The 15,109-nt window shown below is 63.9% G+C and carries 16 protein-coding genes; 3 read left to right on the top strand and 13 right to left on the bottom strand.

The genetic code is table 11. From position 1 onward, the window contains the following. Nucleotides 1–249 precede the first annotated feature (249 nt). The 6 genes from E3O65_RS08055 to E3O65_RS08030 all read right to left on the bottom strand — a co-directional run bounded on the left by E3O65_RS08055 (nucleotide 250) and on the right by E3O65_RS08030 (nucleotide 6,939). Complete coding sequence (locus E3O65_RS08055; protein ID WP_134363231.1) at nucleotides 250–966, bottom strand: DUF4386 domain-containing protein; 717 nt, start codon at nucleotides 964–966, stop codon at nucleotides 250–252. Between the two features lie 752 nt (nucleotides 967–1,718). Beyond that, complete coding sequence (gene arcC / locus E3O65_RS08050) at nucleotides 1,719–2,651, bottom strand: carbamate kinase (RefSeq protein ID WP_134363230.1); 933 nt, start codon at nucleotides 2,649–2,651, stop codon at nucleotides 1,719–1,721. After that, nucleotides 2,651–3,652, bottom strand: coding sequence for an ornithine carbamoyltransferase (gene argF / locus E3O65_RS08045; protein ID WP_134363229.1), 1,002 nt, complete (start codon nucleotides 3,650–3,652; stop codon nucleotides 2,651–2,653). Before argF ends, arcC begins: the two co-directional genes overlap by 1 nt. After that, on the bottom strand, nucleotides 3,649–4,878 hold the full coding sequence (locus E3O65_RS08040; protein WP_134363228.1) for an arginine deiminase: 1,230 nt from the start codon (nucleotides 4,876–4,878) through the stop codon (nucleotides 3,649–3,651). The genes argF and E3O65_RS08040 overlap by 4 nt, the downstream gene beginning before the upstream one ends. A 33-nt stretch (nucleotides 4,879–4,911) precedes the next feature. Next, a complete protein-coding gene (locus tag E3O65_RS08035) occupies nucleotides 4,912–6,330 on the bottom strand; it encodes an APC family permease (RefSeq protein WP_134363227.1) in 1,419 nt (472 codons plus the stop codon). A gap of 450 nt (nucleotides 6,331–6,780) precedes the next feature. Beyond that, nucleotides 6,781–6,939, bottom strand: coding sequence for a hypothetical protein (locus tag E3O65_RS08030; protein ID WP_134363226.1), 159 nt, complete (start codon nucleotides 6,937–6,939; stop codon nucleotides 6,781–6,783). Nucleotides 6,940–7,065: 126 nt separating this feature from the next. On the opposite strand from E3O65_RS08030, the gene E3O65_RS08025 reads away from it, so the two are divergent. The 3 genes from E3O65_RS08025 (at nucleotide 7,066) to E3O65_RS08015 (ending at nucleotide 8,828) form a co-directional block, all read left to right on the top strand. Beyond that, a complete protein-coding gene (locus E3O65_RS08025) occupies nucleotides 7,066–7,497 on the top strand; it encodes an Lrp/AsnC family transcriptional regulator (RefSeq protein ID WP_134363225.1) in 432 nt (143 codons plus the stop codon). A gap of 141 nt (nucleotides 7,498–7,638) precedes the next feature. Further along, nucleotides 7,639–7,845 carry a hypothetical protein gene (locus E3O65_RS08020; RefSeq protein ID WP_134363224.1) on the top strand — a complete coding sequence of 69 codons (207 nt, stop codon included), beginning with the start codon at nucleotides 7,639–7,641 and terminating at the stop codon, nucleotides 7,843–7,845. A 254-nt stretch (nucleotides 7,846–8,099) separates the two neighbouring features. Continuing rightward, on the top strand, nucleotides 8,100–8,828 hold the full coding sequence (locus tag E3O65_RS08015) for a TetR/AcrR family transcriptional regulator (RefSeq protein ID WP_134363223.1): 729 nt from the start codon (nucleotides 8,100–8,102) through the stop codon (nucleotides 8,826–8,828). 249 nt (nucleotides 8,829–9,077) lie between these two features. Here the strand turns inward: E3O65_RS08015 and E3O65_RS08010 are convergent, their stop codons facing one another. The 7 genes from E3O65_RS08010 to E3O65_RS07980 all read right to left on the bottom strand — a co-directional run bounded on the left by E3O65_RS08010 (nucleotide 9,078) and on the right by E3O65_RS07980 (nucleotide 15,049). After that, a complete protein-coding gene (locus E3O65_RS08010; protein ID WP_166785693.1) occupies nucleotides 9,078–9,539 on the bottom strand; it encodes an SRPBCC domain-containing protein in 462 nt (153 codons plus the stop codon). A 568-nt stretch (nucleotides 9,540–10,107) separates the two neighbouring features. Further along, nucleotides 10,108–10,854 carry a RibD family protein gene (locus E3O65_RS08005; RefSeq protein ID WP_134363221.1) on the bottom strand — a complete coding sequence of 249 codons (747 nt, stop codon included), beginning with the start codon at nucleotides 10,852–10,854 and terminating at the stop codon, nucleotides 10,108–10,110. Then, on the bottom strand, nucleotides 10,851–11,876 hold the full coding sequence (locus tag E3O65_RS08000) for a lysylphosphatidylglycerol synthase transmembrane domain-containing protein (protein WP_134363220.1): 1,026 nt from the start codon (nucleotides 11,874–11,876) through the stop codon (nucleotides 10,851–10,853). The genes E3O65_RS08005 and E3O65_RS08000 overlap by 4 nt, the downstream gene beginning before the upstream one ends. Beyond that, nucleotides 11,873–12,694 carry an SAM-dependent methyltransferase gene (locus E3O65_RS07995; RefSeq protein ID WP_134363219.1) on the bottom strand — a complete coding sequence of 274 codons (822 nt, stop codon included), beginning with the start codon at nucleotides 12,692–12,694 and terminating at the stop codon, nucleotides 11,873–11,875. Before E3O65_RS07995 ends, E3O65_RS08000 begins: the two co-directional genes overlap by 4 nt. Beyond that, nucleotides 12,691–13,794, bottom strand: coding sequence for a glycosyltransferase family 4 protein (locus E3O65_RS07990; RefSeq protein ID WP_134363218.1), 1,104 nt, complete (start codon nucleotides 13,792–13,794; stop codon nucleotides 12,691–12,693). The genes E3O65_RS07995 and E3O65_RS07990 overlap by 4 nt, the downstream gene beginning before the upstream one ends. Further along, nucleotides 13,767–14,165, bottom strand: a complete 399-nt coding sequence (locus tag E3O65_RS07985) for a 6-pyruvoyl trahydropterin synthase family protein (protein WP_134363217.1) — start codon at nucleotides 14,163–14,165, stop codon at nucleotides 13,767–13,769. Before E3O65_RS07985 ends, E3O65_RS07990 begins: the two co-directional genes overlap by 28 nt. Next, nucleotides 14,162–15,049, bottom strand: a complete 888-nt coding sequence (locus E3O65_RS07980) for a zinc-dependent alcohol dehydrogenase (RefSeq protein ID WP_241985804.1) — start codon at nucleotides 15,047–15,049, stop codon at nucleotides 14,162–14,164. Before E3O65_RS07980 ends, E3O65_RS07985 begins: the two co-directional genes overlap by 4 nt. Nucleotides 15,050–15,109: the final 60 nt, after the last annotated feature.

Here is a 15,109-nt window from a genome sequence, read left to right as displayed (position 1 = left end):
GCCGCCTCCGTTAGTTGCTGCTCGCAACACCGATCGGGATCGTACCAAGCCTCGACCCACCGGCCGGATTGAGGAGTCCCGGATTGAGGAGTCCCGGATTGAGGAGCCAACGAGGCTTTAATCTGAGAACGTTCTTTCGATCGGGACGAATAGCGCTCACTACGGCAACTATTTACCGAACCATGGGCCCACGTCTCTTGTCCGCGACTGTCGACCATACGGATCTCGTGTCGACCGGTGGATCGAAGCTCAGGGCACGGCCGCAACGAGAGGAGGAGCGGGAGAGTTCAGAATGCTCACTGGGCGAAAGCCTTTGAGGATCAGCCAGAGCGCGAGAGATAGTTCCCAGGCGAACACCGGGAGCGCAACGACGAGGCCGAGGGTCGAGAACTGCCCGTACAAGCCCAGCACTACGGCGATGGCGGAGAGACCGATCAGTGCGCCGCCGACGAGGCCGAGCACGGCTATGCCCCGAGGCACCAGGCGGGACGAGTACATCAGCGAGGCCAGCAGCAGCGAGGCGGCCCCGAGAGCGAAGCCCGGCCCGAACAGGTAGGTCCAGTTTCGCAAGGCCACAAGCGTGGAGCCGATGGTGGACAGGGTGACCGGGTCGGCGTCTGTGGTTGACTCGAACTGCTGACGGAGCGTGACAATCGTCAACAGACTCAAAGATCCGACGAGGATGAGTACTGCTTCCAGCACACGAGCAGCGACGAACGCCAGGGCTAGGCCCTCGTGCTGCCGCTTCAGGATCGGGTACAGCGTGATAGCGGTGCTCACTGCGGCGATCACCAGGAGAAGTTCGAACAGCACACCGAGGAGGATCGAACCATCGGCCCCGGCGCCGGTGATGTAATCGGCCCCGGTCAGGATCGGGCCATAGAGAGCGACCGCCGCTATTGCGGTGACCTCCGTGAGCAGGAAGAACACTCCGGCGGTGACGGCGGTGGGTCTGTACAACTTCATGATGATCCCTTCATCTCTTCAAACCATTAACGTGTACGGCGTACACTTCATAGTAGGAAGCTACGGTGTACACCGTACGCTTGTCAAGCGATCGGTGATCCGTACTGCACCAGCTCTTAACAGCATGCAGAGGAGCACTATTGCGCCCTCGGGTCAGCTCGGAAGCGTTAGCCGGCCTACTTCCGCATCGAGTTGACCCGCTGGAGGCGATCCTGCGCCCGGCTGTTCAAATGCCCTGGGCGTAGAAGCTGAGCTCGACGCGGTCAGGAATAGGAATTCAACCGATTTTCTGCACGATAACGTGGGCCGCAGGCCGCCGCGGACAGGGCTGTCCAGCCGGTTTCCCATGGTCAGCTGGCCGGTTCCAAGGTCGAGGTCAAGGCCGCGTTCAAGCAAGCGCGTCCTCTGGTTGGCGGCCGCCCAGGTTTCATTCCTTATCCTGGTCAGGGTCAATGGGATCGCAGAGCTTATATGTTCTTCGTGCGGATCAAGAATCTGTAAAAGCCCTCACGCGAGGATTTCAGCCTCGAGCCACGCAGGTTGCTGGTGGCGAAATCGGCGGACTGATTCGCGTTTTGACTCCGATCGCCAAATTATTCTCGAGGCCGTTACTCCTGACATGACCTGGTTGCGAGAGAAGGCTGCGCTGCCCACCTGCCGTCTACGCGCACCTGCCCGGACCGTTGAGTCGGCCCGGGCAGGTTTCCGCCGCCCCCGTCAGCCGCCGTGGACCGGCGTCGGGGACCGCGGGGTCAGCGGTAGGCCACGCCGTTGGCTGTCACGGAGACCCGGGTGCCCGCGGTTCCGTCCAGGAGCGCCGGCAATTCTGTCAGGGATCCGATGAAGGCGTCGCGACCGGTGTTGCGGGCGAAGTCGATCGCCGCCTCAACCTTGGGTCCCATCGAGCCCGCCGGGAAGTCGAAGCCCGCGAGCGTGTCCGGGTGGACGAGCATGATGGCGCGCTGTTCTGGCGTCCCCCAGCCGGTGTAGACGGCGTCCGCGTCGGTGGCGATCACGAGGGAGTCGGCCTCGAGGTCCCGGGCCAGCACCGCGCTGGCCCGGTCCTTGTCGATCACAGCGTCGACGCCGATGAGATTGCGGGAGCCGGGCTGGTACATGGTGGGTATGCCACCGCCGCCGGCGCAGATCACCACCGTGCCGGCCGCCACCAGCGTTTTTATCGTGCTCAGCTCGAAGATCCGCTGCGGCATGGGCGAGGGCACCACCCGACGCCAGTGGTCGCCGTCGGGTTTGACGACCCACCCCCGAAGCGCCGCCAGGCGACGCGCCTCGTCGGCGTCGTACACCGGCCCGACGAACTTCGTCGGGTCCGTGAACGCCGGGTCCGCCGGGTCCACCTCGGTCATTGTCAGGATCGTCGCGATCGACTTTTCGAACGGGAGTCGGTTGCCGAGTTCTTGTTCGATCATGTACCCGATCATTCCCTCTGTCTGGGCGCCCAAGACGTCAAAAGGGTACTCGGACGTGTGGTCGTAGGCGGCCGCCTGGAGCGCGAGCAGTCCGACCTGCGGCCCGTTGCCGTGGGAGATCACCAGCTGATGCTCCTGGGCGATTGGCGCCAGCGCGGCACATGCCTTGGCGACGTTGGCACGCTGGTTCTGCACCGTCATCGGGGCGCCGCGCTCCTGGAGCGCGTTGCCGCCGAGAGCGACCACGATGCGCATCAGGAACCCAGGGTGGCGACCATGATCGCCTTGATCGAATGCATCCGGTTCTCGGCCTGAGCGAACACGATGGAGCTGGACGACTCGAACACCTCGTCCGTGACCTCAAGCTCGCTGAGGCCGGTCTGCTTGAACAGTTGTTCCCCGACGGCCGTGTTCCGGTCGTGGAACGCCGGCAGGCAGTGCATGAACTTGACGTCGGGGTTGCTGGTCTTAGCCAGGACGTCCGTCGTGACCTGGTAGGGAAGCAAGGCGGCGATGCGTTCGTCCCAAGTTTCCTTGGGCTCGCCCATGGAGACCCAGATGTCGGTGTAGATGAAGTCGACCCCGGCCACGCCCTCGGCGACGTCCTCAGTGTGGGTCAGCCGCGCGCCCGTGCTTTCGGCGATGGCCTGGGCGGCCGCGATCACTTCGTCGGTGTTCCACAGCTGGCGGGGGGCCACGATGCGCACGTCCATCCCCATCAGCGCCCCTGCCACCAGAAGCGAGTTCGCGACGTTGTTGTGCGCGTCTCCGAGGTACGCGAAGGCGATCTCGTGGTCGTTCTTGGTGGAGTTCTCGCGCATCGTGAGCATGTCGCACAGCGACTGGGTGGGGTGCCACTCGTCCGTCAACCCGTTCCACACCGGCACGCCCGACGACGCGGCCAGTGTCTCGACGTTGGTCTGCGCCGAGCCTCGATACTCGATGGCGTCGAACATCCCGCCCAGCACCCGCGCGGTGTCCTTGACGGACTCCTTGTGCCCCATCTGCGACCCGCTCGGATCGAGGTAGGTCACGTGGGCGCCCTGGTCGTGCGCGGCGACCTCCATGGCGCAGCGGGTCCGGGTGGAGGTCTTCTCGAAGATGAGGGCGATGTTCTTCCCGGTTAGCCGCGGCAGCTCAGTGCCGGCGTATTTGGCTGCCTTGAGGTCCGCGGCCAGCCCGATGAGGAACTTCCACTCCTTCGGGGTGAAGTCGATTTCCTTAAGGAAACTCCGGTTGTGCAGGTTAAAGCTCACAGGATCACCGCATCTCTTTCGATTGGACAGGACAGACATCGCGGACCGCCGCGGCCGCGGCCGAGCTCAGATCCCACGACGGGTACGACTTCGATGCCCTCGTCGGCGAGGTATCGATTGGCGGTCGTGTTCCGCTCATAGCCCAGCACGACGCCGGGGGAAACGGCGAGGAAGTTATTTCCATCGTTCCACTGCTCTCGCTGCGCACCCGCGCGATCGATTGGGGTGCGCAGGACCCGGACCTTGTCGACGCCGAGGGCCTCGGCCACGAGAGGAAACAGGTCCGTGTGCTCCGTGATGTCGTAGTCGCCGCCGGACCCCACCGGGGTGAGCATGAACGCGCGCAGCGTGTCGGGCAGGTACGGATATACGGAGAACGCGTCCCTGTCGACCATTGTCATGGCGGTGTCCAGGTGCATGAACGCCCGCTCTTTCGGCAACTCGACGACGATCACCTGGCGGACATGGCCGCCTTGGAAGAGCAGTCGGGCCAGTGTCTCGACCCCCTGGGGCGAGGTCCGCTCGCCCATCCCGATCATCAGCACCCCATTCCCGATCACGAGCACGTCACCGCCCTCGACGGTAGCGGGCTCGTGGGGCAGGGAATCGTCGCCGTAGACGATCTCCAGCCCGGCGTCGCGGAACATCGGGTGGAACTTGTAGATCAGGCGAGAGTTGATGGTCTCGCGTTTGCGGGCCCGCTTGGCCATCGGGTTGATGCTCAGGGCGCCGTAGATCCAGGCCGAGTTATCGCGCTGGAACAGGTGGTTGGGCAAGGGGCGCAGCAGGAAGTCGTCGATGCCGAGGGACTCCATCAGAAGGCTGGGCGTGTGCAGCAACGGCATGACGTCACTTTTGAGCACGCCCCCGATCAGGAGTTCGGAAAGCATCTCCGACGACGTTTGGTCGACGATCCGCTCCAGCGGCTTGTCCAGCGCGGGCCCGAACCGGATGGCCGTGGTCAGACACTTCTGCAGGAACTCCCGGGCACCCGGCGCGTCCAGCGCCGCGGCGAGCAATTCGCGGAAGTAGTGCACCGTCACGTTGCGCTCTCTGAGCTGGCCGACGAACGCGTCGTGCTCTTCCCTGGCCCGATCGGCCCACATGACGTCGTCGAAGAGCAGGTCGTCGACGTTGTCCGGGGTCAGCCGGCTGAGCTCGAGACCCGGCCGGTGGACGATCACCTGGCGGAGCACTCCTACCTCGGATTCAACACGAAATGGCATGGCTATTCCTCACTATATTGATGGTGTAAATGCTCAGCGGTACTCGGGCACGGGGGCCGGCTCAGTCATCCGGTGCCGCTGCGCAAGGTAGACCGGGATCCCGACGACAAACGCGCCGCCGGCCATCAGGAACGGGCCCCAGACGACGTACCACAAGTCGCTGGTGTTCCTGGAGTAGTAGATGAAGGCGACCGAGAAGATCAACGCCACGATCGCCACCGACACATCGAACACGAACCGTGAGGTGTGGACTGGGTGACTGTCCCGCCAACGCCACTTGATCTGGACCAAGGCGGAGAATGCGTAGGGCACGGCCGCCGTGATCCCGGTCATCAGGACCAGGGTGGTAAACACCGTTGAGCCGCTGGTTCCCAGATAGCTGATCACCACGGCGACCGACGCCAGCGCGGTGGACGCGATGATCCCGAAGGCCGGAACCCGGCGCCGCGACAGGCCCCCGAACCGTGCCGGGAACAGCCCGTCCTTCGCGGCAGCCAACGGCATCTCCGCGCAGATCATTGTCCAGCCGTTCAGCGCGCCGATGCCGGAGACGATGACGGCCAAAGCCACCAAGTCCCCGGCCCAGGAACCGCCGCCGACGATCGAGTTGGCCGCGACGGAGTAGGACGCTTTGTTCACGTCCATTGCCAACTGCGAGGCAGGCACGATGCCGAAGACGGCAACCATCGACAGCAGGTAGACGATGGCGCTAGCGAGCGTGCCGTAGATGGTCGCCTTCGGGACATTCCGTTCTGGATCGCGGACCTTCGCCGCGGCAACGGCCGCGGTCTCGACGCCCAAATAGCTGAACAGTGCGATCGCCATCGCTCCACCGATCGCCGACAGGCTGCTGTCACCGCTGAGGTTCCACGGCGTGAAGTTCCCCGCCTTAATGAATAACAATCCGACGGTCGACATGATGGCCAGCGGGATAAACTTCAGCACCGTCGTCCAGACCTGGACCGAACCCATCGCGCGCACGCCAGTCAGGTTGATCACGGCCGGGATCCACAACCCGACGAGGGCGATCAGGATGGACCAGCCGACCGCGCCGTCCTTGTTGAGGAAGTGCTCGACGTAGTACACCCAGCCAACGACGATCGCCGCGTTGCCCGCCCATGCCGTGATCCAGTAGGACCAGGCGTTAACGAACCCGGCCGCGTTGCCGAACCCTGAGCGTGCATAGGCATACGGTCCGCCGGCAGCCGGGAGGCGTCGCGACATCACCGCGAACATCAGCGCAAGCGCGACCGCCCCGACGGTGGCGAGGCCCATGGCGACCAGGCTGATCGGGCCATACGACGCTAATGCGTAGGGCAGCGAGAAGATGCCGACACCGATGATACTGCCCATAATCAGTGCTGTCGACTGAGGCAGGGACAGGGCGCGCTCGGTTGTGCGCCCCTCGGGCTCGGTCGGGACAGACCCGACCTCGGACCTTGGTTGGACCATAATGACCTCCGGCGTTGATACGGATATGTGACATCCGATCGTCAGGTCGAAAGGTTTCCGGGCCTAGCGGCCGAGGGAACTAAGTGGCGAGTTCACGGATGTTCTTGAAATGGATGTTCTTGAAATGGATGTTCTTGAAATCTGCCGTGCATTTCGGTGGAGCATGTCAGAAACCGACGCAGGGCAATGGCTGATCAGGTGCTAAGAAACGCGGTGATTGGACTTGACATTTGCGGCACGCCGATCACCGCCCCATAGAGCCGGCGCTTTCGTCCGAGCAGAAATCGAGACAGTGACGTCAGCGACCAGACCAAATAGGTTCTGAGGATCGACGGGACCGGCGATCAGATCGAGTTCGACGAAGAATGAGGCGCCGGCGACCGAATCGCGCAGGTAGCGCAGTCCCGATGAGTCCTCGATGGCAAAATCGACCGAGTCGAAGATGGCGATCTAGTCGTAGTGCGTGCGTCCCGCCGCCTGGGTCATATCAGCTGTGGAGGTCGTGATGATGTCGGCGCCTGCCACCGCGTTCCGCACGCTCGCTACCACGACGATGTCGAAGCCGAACGGCCGAGCGGCGATGTTCTTCACGTTCATAAAACGCACCACGGCAACCTTCTCTTTGTTTTCTATAATTAGCCTATGACCGGGCAATGTGCACGCGTAACGAGCAGACCGAGCCAATATGTTCCATCAATCTCTCAAGATGATTACCATGGCTGTACAGTGTGAATCATGTACACGCTCGACGACCTTGATCGCCGCCTTATCGGCGCGTTGCGGGCGGATGGGAGAACCCCCGTCACCACGCTCGCCCATGACCTCGGAGTCACGAGGGCAACGGTGAACATCCGACTCCAGCGACTGCTGGACTCGGGCACCGTCCTCGGATTCTCCGTCCGGGTTCGCGAAGAGCGGGATCCCGACTCGATCCGGGCGATCGCGCTCATCGAGGTCGAGGGGCGCTCAACAGATCGGGCGATCAGCCAACTTCGCGGATTTCCCGAGGTCCGGGCACTGCACACCACGAACGGCGGCTGGGACCTGGTGGCCGAGATCCGGACCGACACGCTGAGCAACTTCGACCGGCTACTCGGCCAGATTCGCTCCGTCGAGGGCGTCGTTAACAGTGAGACGAGTCTGCTGCTCAGTTCGACGCTGTCCTAGGCCTCATTCCACCGACCGACCGAGGTTGGGAGTCGTTATCTGATCAGAGATGCGGCGGCGTGCTGGGGCGTGGTTGTGCGCTGAGCCTCACTTCTCGCGTTGTTCCACTTGGCGTCCAGGTCGTGCCGGGTCGGGGTGCTGGTGAAGAAGAACGCGGGGGAACCGGTGCAGGTCGAGGACGGTAGCCTGGCCGGCGCTCGCGCCCTTGTCAGTGGGACGCTCAACCATTTGTCGGCCAGCCGCCGCCGGCCCACTCTCTCGGCCAGTTTCATCGCCGGGACCAAACCCGCAGAAGACACGGGGTTTGGAGTCATCGATGACGTGCGACACGACGCGGGTGGTGTGTGAAACGTGCGTCTACGAGATGTCCTTCTGGATCAGGTGAATTGCTCTTTAGTCGACACAATTTGTCTCATATCAAGGGCCCCCGCTGTTCAACGCGCCCCTTGATCCCAAATCTGATCGCCGGATTCAGGCCAAGAGGCGATTGGGGCCGACGACCGAGCTGAGCGCCCACGGCACAACCCTGCGGGAAATGAGCTGAAGAGCGTACCGCGTACACTCGATACCAGCATGGGCCGCGATGCGGAAAGGTTCTGAGAATGAGCGATCATGAGCTCTCCCCGACACGTGTCCGGTTGAACCGAGCACGTGTGCTCAAGGCTGCAATCGACCTCGCCGACGAAGTCGGAATTGACGCACTGAGCATGCGACGACTCGCCCAGGAGCTTGATGTTGTCCCCATGGCGCTCTACAAACATGTCGCCGATAAAGAGGATCTGCTCGACGGGATGGTCGAAGAAATCGTTCGAGAGATTGACGTTTCCGTTCCGGGATCCGGCTGGCGCGAAGCGATTCGTCGACGGGTGTTGTCCGCGAGGCGTACTTTTCAACACCATCGTTGGGCTCGCCAGGCAATCGAATCCCGGAGCAAGCCCACACCCGGCGTACTGGAGTATCAGGACTCCTTCGCCGGTCTCTTTCTGACCGGTGGATTCTCGCCCGACCTTACTCATCACGTTATGCACGCCCTGAGCGGCCGAATGTGGGGATTCACCCAAGAGTTATTCGACAGCTCGGCCAACCCAAAGACACGAGCGTCACCCGAGGCGAGTCAGGGCGTTCAAGCCGAGGTGTTCGCAGAGATGGCAACGCTTTACCCGAACATTGCGGCGATCGCCACATCGACACCGCACGACGACTCAGTGGTCGGACATGGCTGCGATGACCAGTTCGAGTTCGAGTTCGCTCTCGATGTGCTTCTGGATGGATTTGAGCACCTTCAGCGGCGCGAGTGGACGTCCCCGGGAAGACGGAACTCGGGTGGGTAGGACTTGGGCGTCATGACGTCTTTCCAGCGAAGAAGAATCTGCACAGCGGCAAGAAAAAAACCCGGCCTCCCACTCGAACCAGGGGATGCAGGGGGTCTTCTGTGACGGGTTCTTCCGAATAGCTCACAGGCCGCTGAATCACTGGGCAATCTTTCGGCACTCTCGCGCACGTCTTCTGTGCTCTGCCGAAGAGTCCTCTACCGGCCGAACAACGTGGCCAACACGTCGAGCTACTCCCCTAATCGTGAACTACGGGGTGACACCCTCGAGCAGGATCGCGAGCTCGTCGAGTTCGACGTCCCAGCCCTCTCGGTTCTGCTCAAGACGCTCGCGACGGTAGCGGGTGCCGCCGGGGAGTGTGTCGAAGCCCGATTCGATCACCGTGACATCCGTGCCGGTACCAGCATCTGCGATGGTAAAGCGCACGTGCGTCGAGTACTCGTCGAGCTCTTCGGCGGGAATTCCCGACCAACGGAAGCCGAACGAGCAGTCGGGCACCACCTCGGTGATTTCGATCGGGAAGCTGCCGTAGTCATCCCACTCGATGCTGCCAGTAGCACCGGGCTCGAGCGCGTCGAACCCCACACCGTCGCCGAACCACTTGACCATCACCTCGGGGTCGGTCAGCGCCTTCCAGACGCTCGCGCGCGAGGCCTCGATGTGCACGGTGCGGGTCACGGTGTGGCCCTTGATTCTTGCGTGATCAGACACGGTGTTTCCTTCACGTTCGAGCCGAGCGCGACGGGACATAGCCCGCCGAGCGGCACGTCAACTAGTTCTGCAAACGCACCTCATTGAGCGTACCCATGATTGCGTATCTGTTCACAAGCGGGGAAACTCCTCGCTGGGGAAGCACCGCCACAACAAAACACCCCCTGCTTCCCAGTGCAACCGAGTACGACACTCTCGTGCCCGCATCCGATACCCGAGCCTCCTTGCTCGCGGCGCAGGGTCGGCCCTGCGCCACGTTCTCAAAAGTGCGCCGCGGCGATCACGGGCAGCGGATGCCGGCGCTCACCGCCTCGAAGCGCCGACGCGCGTGCGGACCGCCGATAGGCACGGGTGGCAGGGTGACTCGGTGACCAGTGCAACCAGGCAGGTTGCCGAACGCCGTGAGAAATCGGTCCCGGAACTCGTCCATCCGCCAAACCGGCGCTGGGTGTGCGGGCTCTGCCAGACGATGCTCAGAGGTAGTCTCTGATCCGGCTGTCGGTCGTAGACCGTCAGGCGGACGGGTCTCGGGCGGATCGCCCGGTGGACGTTCCGGGTTCTCCTGCTTTCACCGCATTCCAACCGTGAGGGGCGCGGTCATCGCGCGGTGTTGGGCTTCGGTGTCGTGCTCGGCGCATCGACCTGAGAGTGCATAGCGCATCAGGACCATGTCGCCGATCTGCCGGACCTCGGCGAGGCTCGCCCGCCGATCACTGTTCCACGGAAACGCTGCGTCGCCGACGAATCGGGCGCCGCCGGCGTTGCCGACGAAGAACGGCGCCATCGAAAGGTGGAGTTCGTCGACGAGATTCGCGGCCAGGAACTGGGTGTGGATCATGGCTCCTCCCTCGACCATGAGCTCGCCAATCCCGCGATCCCCCAGGTCCGCAACGAGGTCGGTCATCGTCACATCGCCGCCCAGGCCGACGACGACGGCGGCGCATCCGAGCCGTCGCCGGAGGCTTTCGGCGATCAGTGCGGGGCAGTACACCAGCTTGGTCGTGTCGCCTGCGGTGAAGAATGCGGCGTTCAGATCCAGATCGCCCGTCGCCGTCACCGTCACCTTCCACGGTGAGCGAGCCAGGCCTTCGGTCTCTCGAAGGCCTTGGCGGGCAACGCTGCGCACCAGCAGTCGCGGGTTGTCGCGCCGCACGGTGCGTGCCCCGATCAGGATGGCGTCGCTGCGTGCGCGCACCTCATCGACGCGATCGAAGTCGGCGTCATTCGAGAGGGTGAGCCGTGGAGGACTCGCTGTGTCGAGATACCCATCTAGTGAGATGGCGCAACTCAAAGTGACGTAGGGCGTGACGCTCATGATGCCTCCTCCTGATCGAGAGCGGTCGGAATGAGGATAGATGCCGTGCGGGTGGGTGGCGTCCCCGGCATGGCGTGCTTCGATCCTCGTCGGCGGGCGGCGGACACGGCGGCGACGATGGCCCCCGGCGCGATGGAGATGATGGCGAGCACGCCGAACAGGGTGGATGCTGCCACCCCCGCCGAGGCTCCGAATCCGGTCAGTGCGAAGGCCCAACCGGCGATTCCCTCACGCGGTCCCCAGCCGCCGATGTTCACCGGAACCCCGGCGCCGAGCAGGACGACCAGAGCCAGAGTGAGCATGGGCCCCACCGGCACTCTCTCGCCCACCGCCGCGGTTGCGATCGTGAAGGTCGCCACGTGGCAGCCGATCACGATGACCGATGCGATCGTGACCTGCACGGCGGTGCGAATCGACCCGAGGGCGGCGCGGAGTTCGTGCGCCTCTCGCAGCAATGCCCGGCGCACGCGGGCGCTTGCCGCCGACACCGCAGCAAGTGCTCCGATGACAACACCGAATCCGATCCCCAGCGCCGGCAGCAGGAACCTCTCGATCTCGGTTCCCAAATAGGCCAGCACCATCAGGGTCAGTGCGAGTTGAACCGCCTGCCCGGAGAAGCGTTCGATCGCGACCGCGCGTGCAGCGTGCACGAGACGTGTTCCGCTCGGGACGCGGGTAACCGCTCGTCGAATGTCCCCGATGATGCCGCCGGGAAGCATCATGTTCACGAACTGGGACTGATAGTACATTCCGACAGCAGTCGGCAGGCGCAGGGGGATTCCCAGCCGCGACGCGATGAGTTGCCACCGCCACGCGGCTGCCACGGTTGCGGCCGCCGCGAGGAGGAGAGCCGCGACGATATTCGCACCGTTCAGACTGAGGATGCCAGTGATGAACGGGTCAGCGCCTACATGCGCGCCCACCCCTACGAGAATTCCGCCGCCGACGATGAGACGAGCGGTCCGGCGGAAACCGGGAGAGTGAACTGCCCGGCGAAGCAGGGTTCGGATGGCGTGTGTCATCCGCGGGGCCAGGCCAACAGGTCGACGTGACGGATGCGTGCGGCAAGCTCCCCGCGTGCGATCTGGGACAACCGAAGTCGGCAGTATCGGTCGACCTCGGTGCGCAGCCGGGGATCCTGTTCGATGGCGGCATCCACCCAGCCGTGAAACCACTCGACCAGCAGGCGTTGCCGGCGGCGGTCAAGCCGCCATTCGGTTGTGCTCGGCCGCACAGTCCAGCCGGCCTCCGTGAACAGTCCCCGCGCGATGGGCGCACCATGCGGACCGAGCTGCCGGCGATCGTCGGTCAGTCGAAGTTGATGCGCATTGAAGGCGGCCTCAAATGCTGCGTCCAGGTCGTCGCGAGGACTGAAGCGAACCTGTCCAGTCACGCTGAGCGAAAGGAGAGCGGGACACCTGGCTTCAACGCAGGCGTTCACGATCGTGTGGGTCTCGTGCGAGCTCAGCACGTCGAGCAATGCGGACGCTGTCACGAGTGACGCTCCCGCTAGATCAGACGGACGCAAGTCGGCGAGATTACCCGGTTGCGCGAGAACCGAGATTGCCACATTGTTCGCGTCCCTCGGACGCGTGCTGTGGATCGCCCGTTCGATCAGGTCTGCATTCCAGTCATGGAGAACCCACGTCTGCGGTCCGGGAAGGAGCGGAGCCAGCCAGCGCATCATCGAACCGGTCCCGCTGCCCAGATCGTGAACAATCACCGGCCCCTCGGCGATCCTCATGGCGGCTGCCAGCGCGAGGTCGTGTGAGCGCGCATCCGCGTCCTCCGGTTCCCGAAGCGCCAGCCAGTCCGCACTGACCAGAGGAATTTCGATCATGCGGACACCGCCACTCCGCTGAGTGCCATCTCGTCGAGCGTTGACGCAATGGCGGCGACCGTCGCGCTCCAGGGTCGGACCGATCGGCGAGCCTCCACGGCCGCCTCTATGAGCCGTGACCTCTGGGCCGGACTGGCCCACCAGCGGCGCAGCACCACTGCGAGGGCCTGCGGATCGTCCGGCGGGACAAGGATTCCTGCCGTCATGCTCGATAGGGCTTCGGGTATGCCACCGACACGGGCGGCCACGACGGGGATGCCCCGTGCCAATGCCTCCGCGACAACCATGCCGAAGCTCTCGTTTCGGGACGGCACCACGACGAGGTCAGCTCGGGCGTATGCCGCGTCCAGTCGAGCTCCGGCGAGAGCGCCGGTGAACGTTGCCCTGGCGGTGAGGCGATTTCGGTAGGCAATCCGCGTCAGCTCGTCGGCGAAATCCGTTGCAATGTCGAGTGATCCGGCAAAGGTGCACGTCCACCCGGCGATGTCGGTGAGCTGCGCCAGGGCGCCGAGGAGAACGTCCTGACCCTTGTGCGGGGCGACCGCGCCAATGCACAGCAGCCGGTTGCCAGATCGTGAAGCACTCGTCCGGGCGGCCGGATCCGTTCCGGGGTAGGCGACGATCACGTCGTGGGGCCGACCGAGGCTGCGCGCGATGATTTCGGACCGTGTCCATCCGCTTGTTGCGATGATGCGTTTCGCCGCCCGAAATGCGTGTCGCTCACGATCGGCAGACACGGCATCGGCTTCCGCTGTTGCCGCTGAGACGACGCTTCCGACCATGTGCGCCAGGATGATGAGCCGGAGCCGGGTGGAATGTGCCGTCATCGCCACCGATTCGCGCACAGCGACCAGACCATCGACTAGTGCGAGGGCGCCGTTCGGCAACTGGGCCAGGGTCTGAGCCGTCAGTGTGTGATCATCCGGCGGAATCAGAACCGTGTGAACCGCCCAGCCGCTGCGTCGAAGCCCATCGCGAACGTGCCGGTTGTAGACATTGCCGCCGCTGACTCTGCCCGCGTCGTCGATCGAATCAGGGACGAAGAAATACACCCACCGTGCCGAGGAGACGCTCACGGTGCCCTCGTGTAACTTGCCCACGCGATGTGCGACTCGTGGAGCGTGACCGTGATGGACTGAAGCTGCTGGCCGGGGGCGAGAGCCCCGGTGGTCACCTGTTCTGCCAGGCGATCCGCGATCACTTTGCAGAGTACTTCGGTGGTCGTGTTTCTGCCGACGAACCGAGGATCCTCGTCGAGGTTGCGATAGGTGAGAGAACCTGTGATCTCTGCGAGCGCGGCAGTCACCCGTCCGATGTCCACCACGACGCCGTCGGCGTCCAGCTCGGTGGCCGCGAAGGATGCGTCGACGACGAATGTGGCTCCATGGAGTTGTTGCGCGGACCCGAACGATTCGCCGGCGAGGCTATGGGCGATCATCATGTGGTCCCGGACCGTCACCGTGAATGTCATTCTGGTTCTCCCCAATTGATTGTGTGACACAGGGTGTTCGGCGCTCCGTCGAAAAGACCCGTCATCACCTCGGGGAGATCATGCCAGCAGGATTCGTCCGTCAGCAAGGCCTCGAAGGCAGGGTCGTGCAGAAAGTCCAGGGCCAGCACGAGGCGTTCGCGCGTCGTTCGGTTCCGCCGATGCCCCGCGGCTACCGCGCCGACCTGGCTCGACCGGATGGTCAGTCGCCGTGAGTGGAAGTCGGTCCCGAGCCTGAGTGTGGCCGGGCGATCTCCGTACCAGCTCGCCTCGATCACGTCACCGTCGGTGACCACGGTTTCGAGTGCGAGCTGCAATCCGGCATCCGAACCACTCGTATTGATCACGATGTCCCGGTTGCCCGGGGGGCTGGCCGTGTCGGCGAAGCCCACTCCAAGTTGGTCCGCCACCTCCTTCCGTGCCGGGTTCACGTCGATCAAAGCCACCTCGACGCCGGGGACGCCGCGCAGAAGTCGGGCCACGCAGCATCCGATCATGCCCGCGCCAACAACGGAGACACGGTCACCGAGGTGAGGACGAGCATCCCAGAGCACGTTGACGGCCGTTTCAACCGCGCCCGCGAGCACGGCCCGGCGGGCCGGGACTCCCTCGGGAATCGGGAAGACAGCATCGGCGGGCACAACGAATGCGGACTGGTGCGGGAAAAGCGTGAACACGGTCCGGCCTCTGAGAGACTCAGGCCCACTCTCCACGACGCCGACATTGAGGTACCCGTATTTGACCGGGCCGGGAAAGTCGCCGTCCTGGTATGGTGCACGCATCCGGTCGTACTCACTGGGTGGCACATTTCCGCCGAACACCGAGACTTCGGTTCCTCGGCTCACTGCCGTGTAGAGAGTCCTCACGAGCACCTCCCCGTCGCCGGGTAGCGCTAGCGGTTCCCGCCGAAGATTCCCGACGCCAGG

The sequence above is a fragment of the Cryobacterium breve genome (assembly GCF_004402375.1).
Classification (GTDB): Bacteria; Actinomycetota; Actinomycetes; order Actinomycetales; family Microbacteriaceae; genus Cryobacterium; species Cryobacterium breve.
The sequence above is the reverse complement of the archived record's forward strand: the minus strand, read 5'-3'. Positions and strand labels throughout refer to the sequence as shown.

Bases quoted from the DNA above. Each gene is read 5' to 3' on its own strand.
- E3O65_RS07995 (WP_134363219.1), bottom strand. From the start codon at position 12,694: ATGATCGAAATTCCTCTGGTCAGTGCGGACTGGCTGGCGCTTCGGGAA.
- E3O65_RS08015 (WP_134363223.1), top strand. From the start codon at position 8,100: ATGAGCGATCATGAGCTCTCCCCGACACGTGTCCGGTTGAACCGAGCA.
- E3O65_RS08055 (WP_134363231.1), bottom strand. From the start codon at position 966: ATGAAGTTGTACAGACCCACCGCCGTCACCGCCGGAGTGTTCTTCCTG.
- E3O65_RS08000 (WP_134363220.1), bottom strand. From the start codon at position 11,876: ATGACACACGCCATCCGAACCCTGCTTCGCCGGGCAGTTCACTCTCCC.
- E3O65_RS08035 (WP_134363227.1), bottom strand. From the start codon at position 6,330: ATGGTCCAACCAAGGTCCGAGGTCGGGTCTGTCCCGACCGAGCCCGAG.
- arcC (WP_134363230.1), bottom strand. From the start codon at position 2,651: ATGCGCATCGTGGTCGCTCTCGGCGGCAACGCGCTCCAGGAGCGCGGC.
- E3O65_RS08040 (WP_134363228.1), bottom strand. From the start codon at position 4,878: ATGCCATTTCGTGTTGAATCCGAGGTAGGAGTGCTCCGCCAGGTGATC.
- E3O65_RS08005 (WP_134363221.1), bottom strand. From the start codon at position 10,854: ATGAGCGTCACGCCCTACGTCACTTTGAGTTGCGCCATCTCACTAGAT.
- E3O65_RS07985 (WP_134363217.1), bottom strand. From the start codon at position 14,165: ATGACATTCACGGTGACGGTCCGGGACCACATGATGATCGCCCATAGC.
- E3O65_RS08025 (WP_134363225.1), top strand. From the start codon at position 7,066: ATGTACACGCTCGACGACCTTGATCGCCGCCTTATCGGCGCGTTGCGG.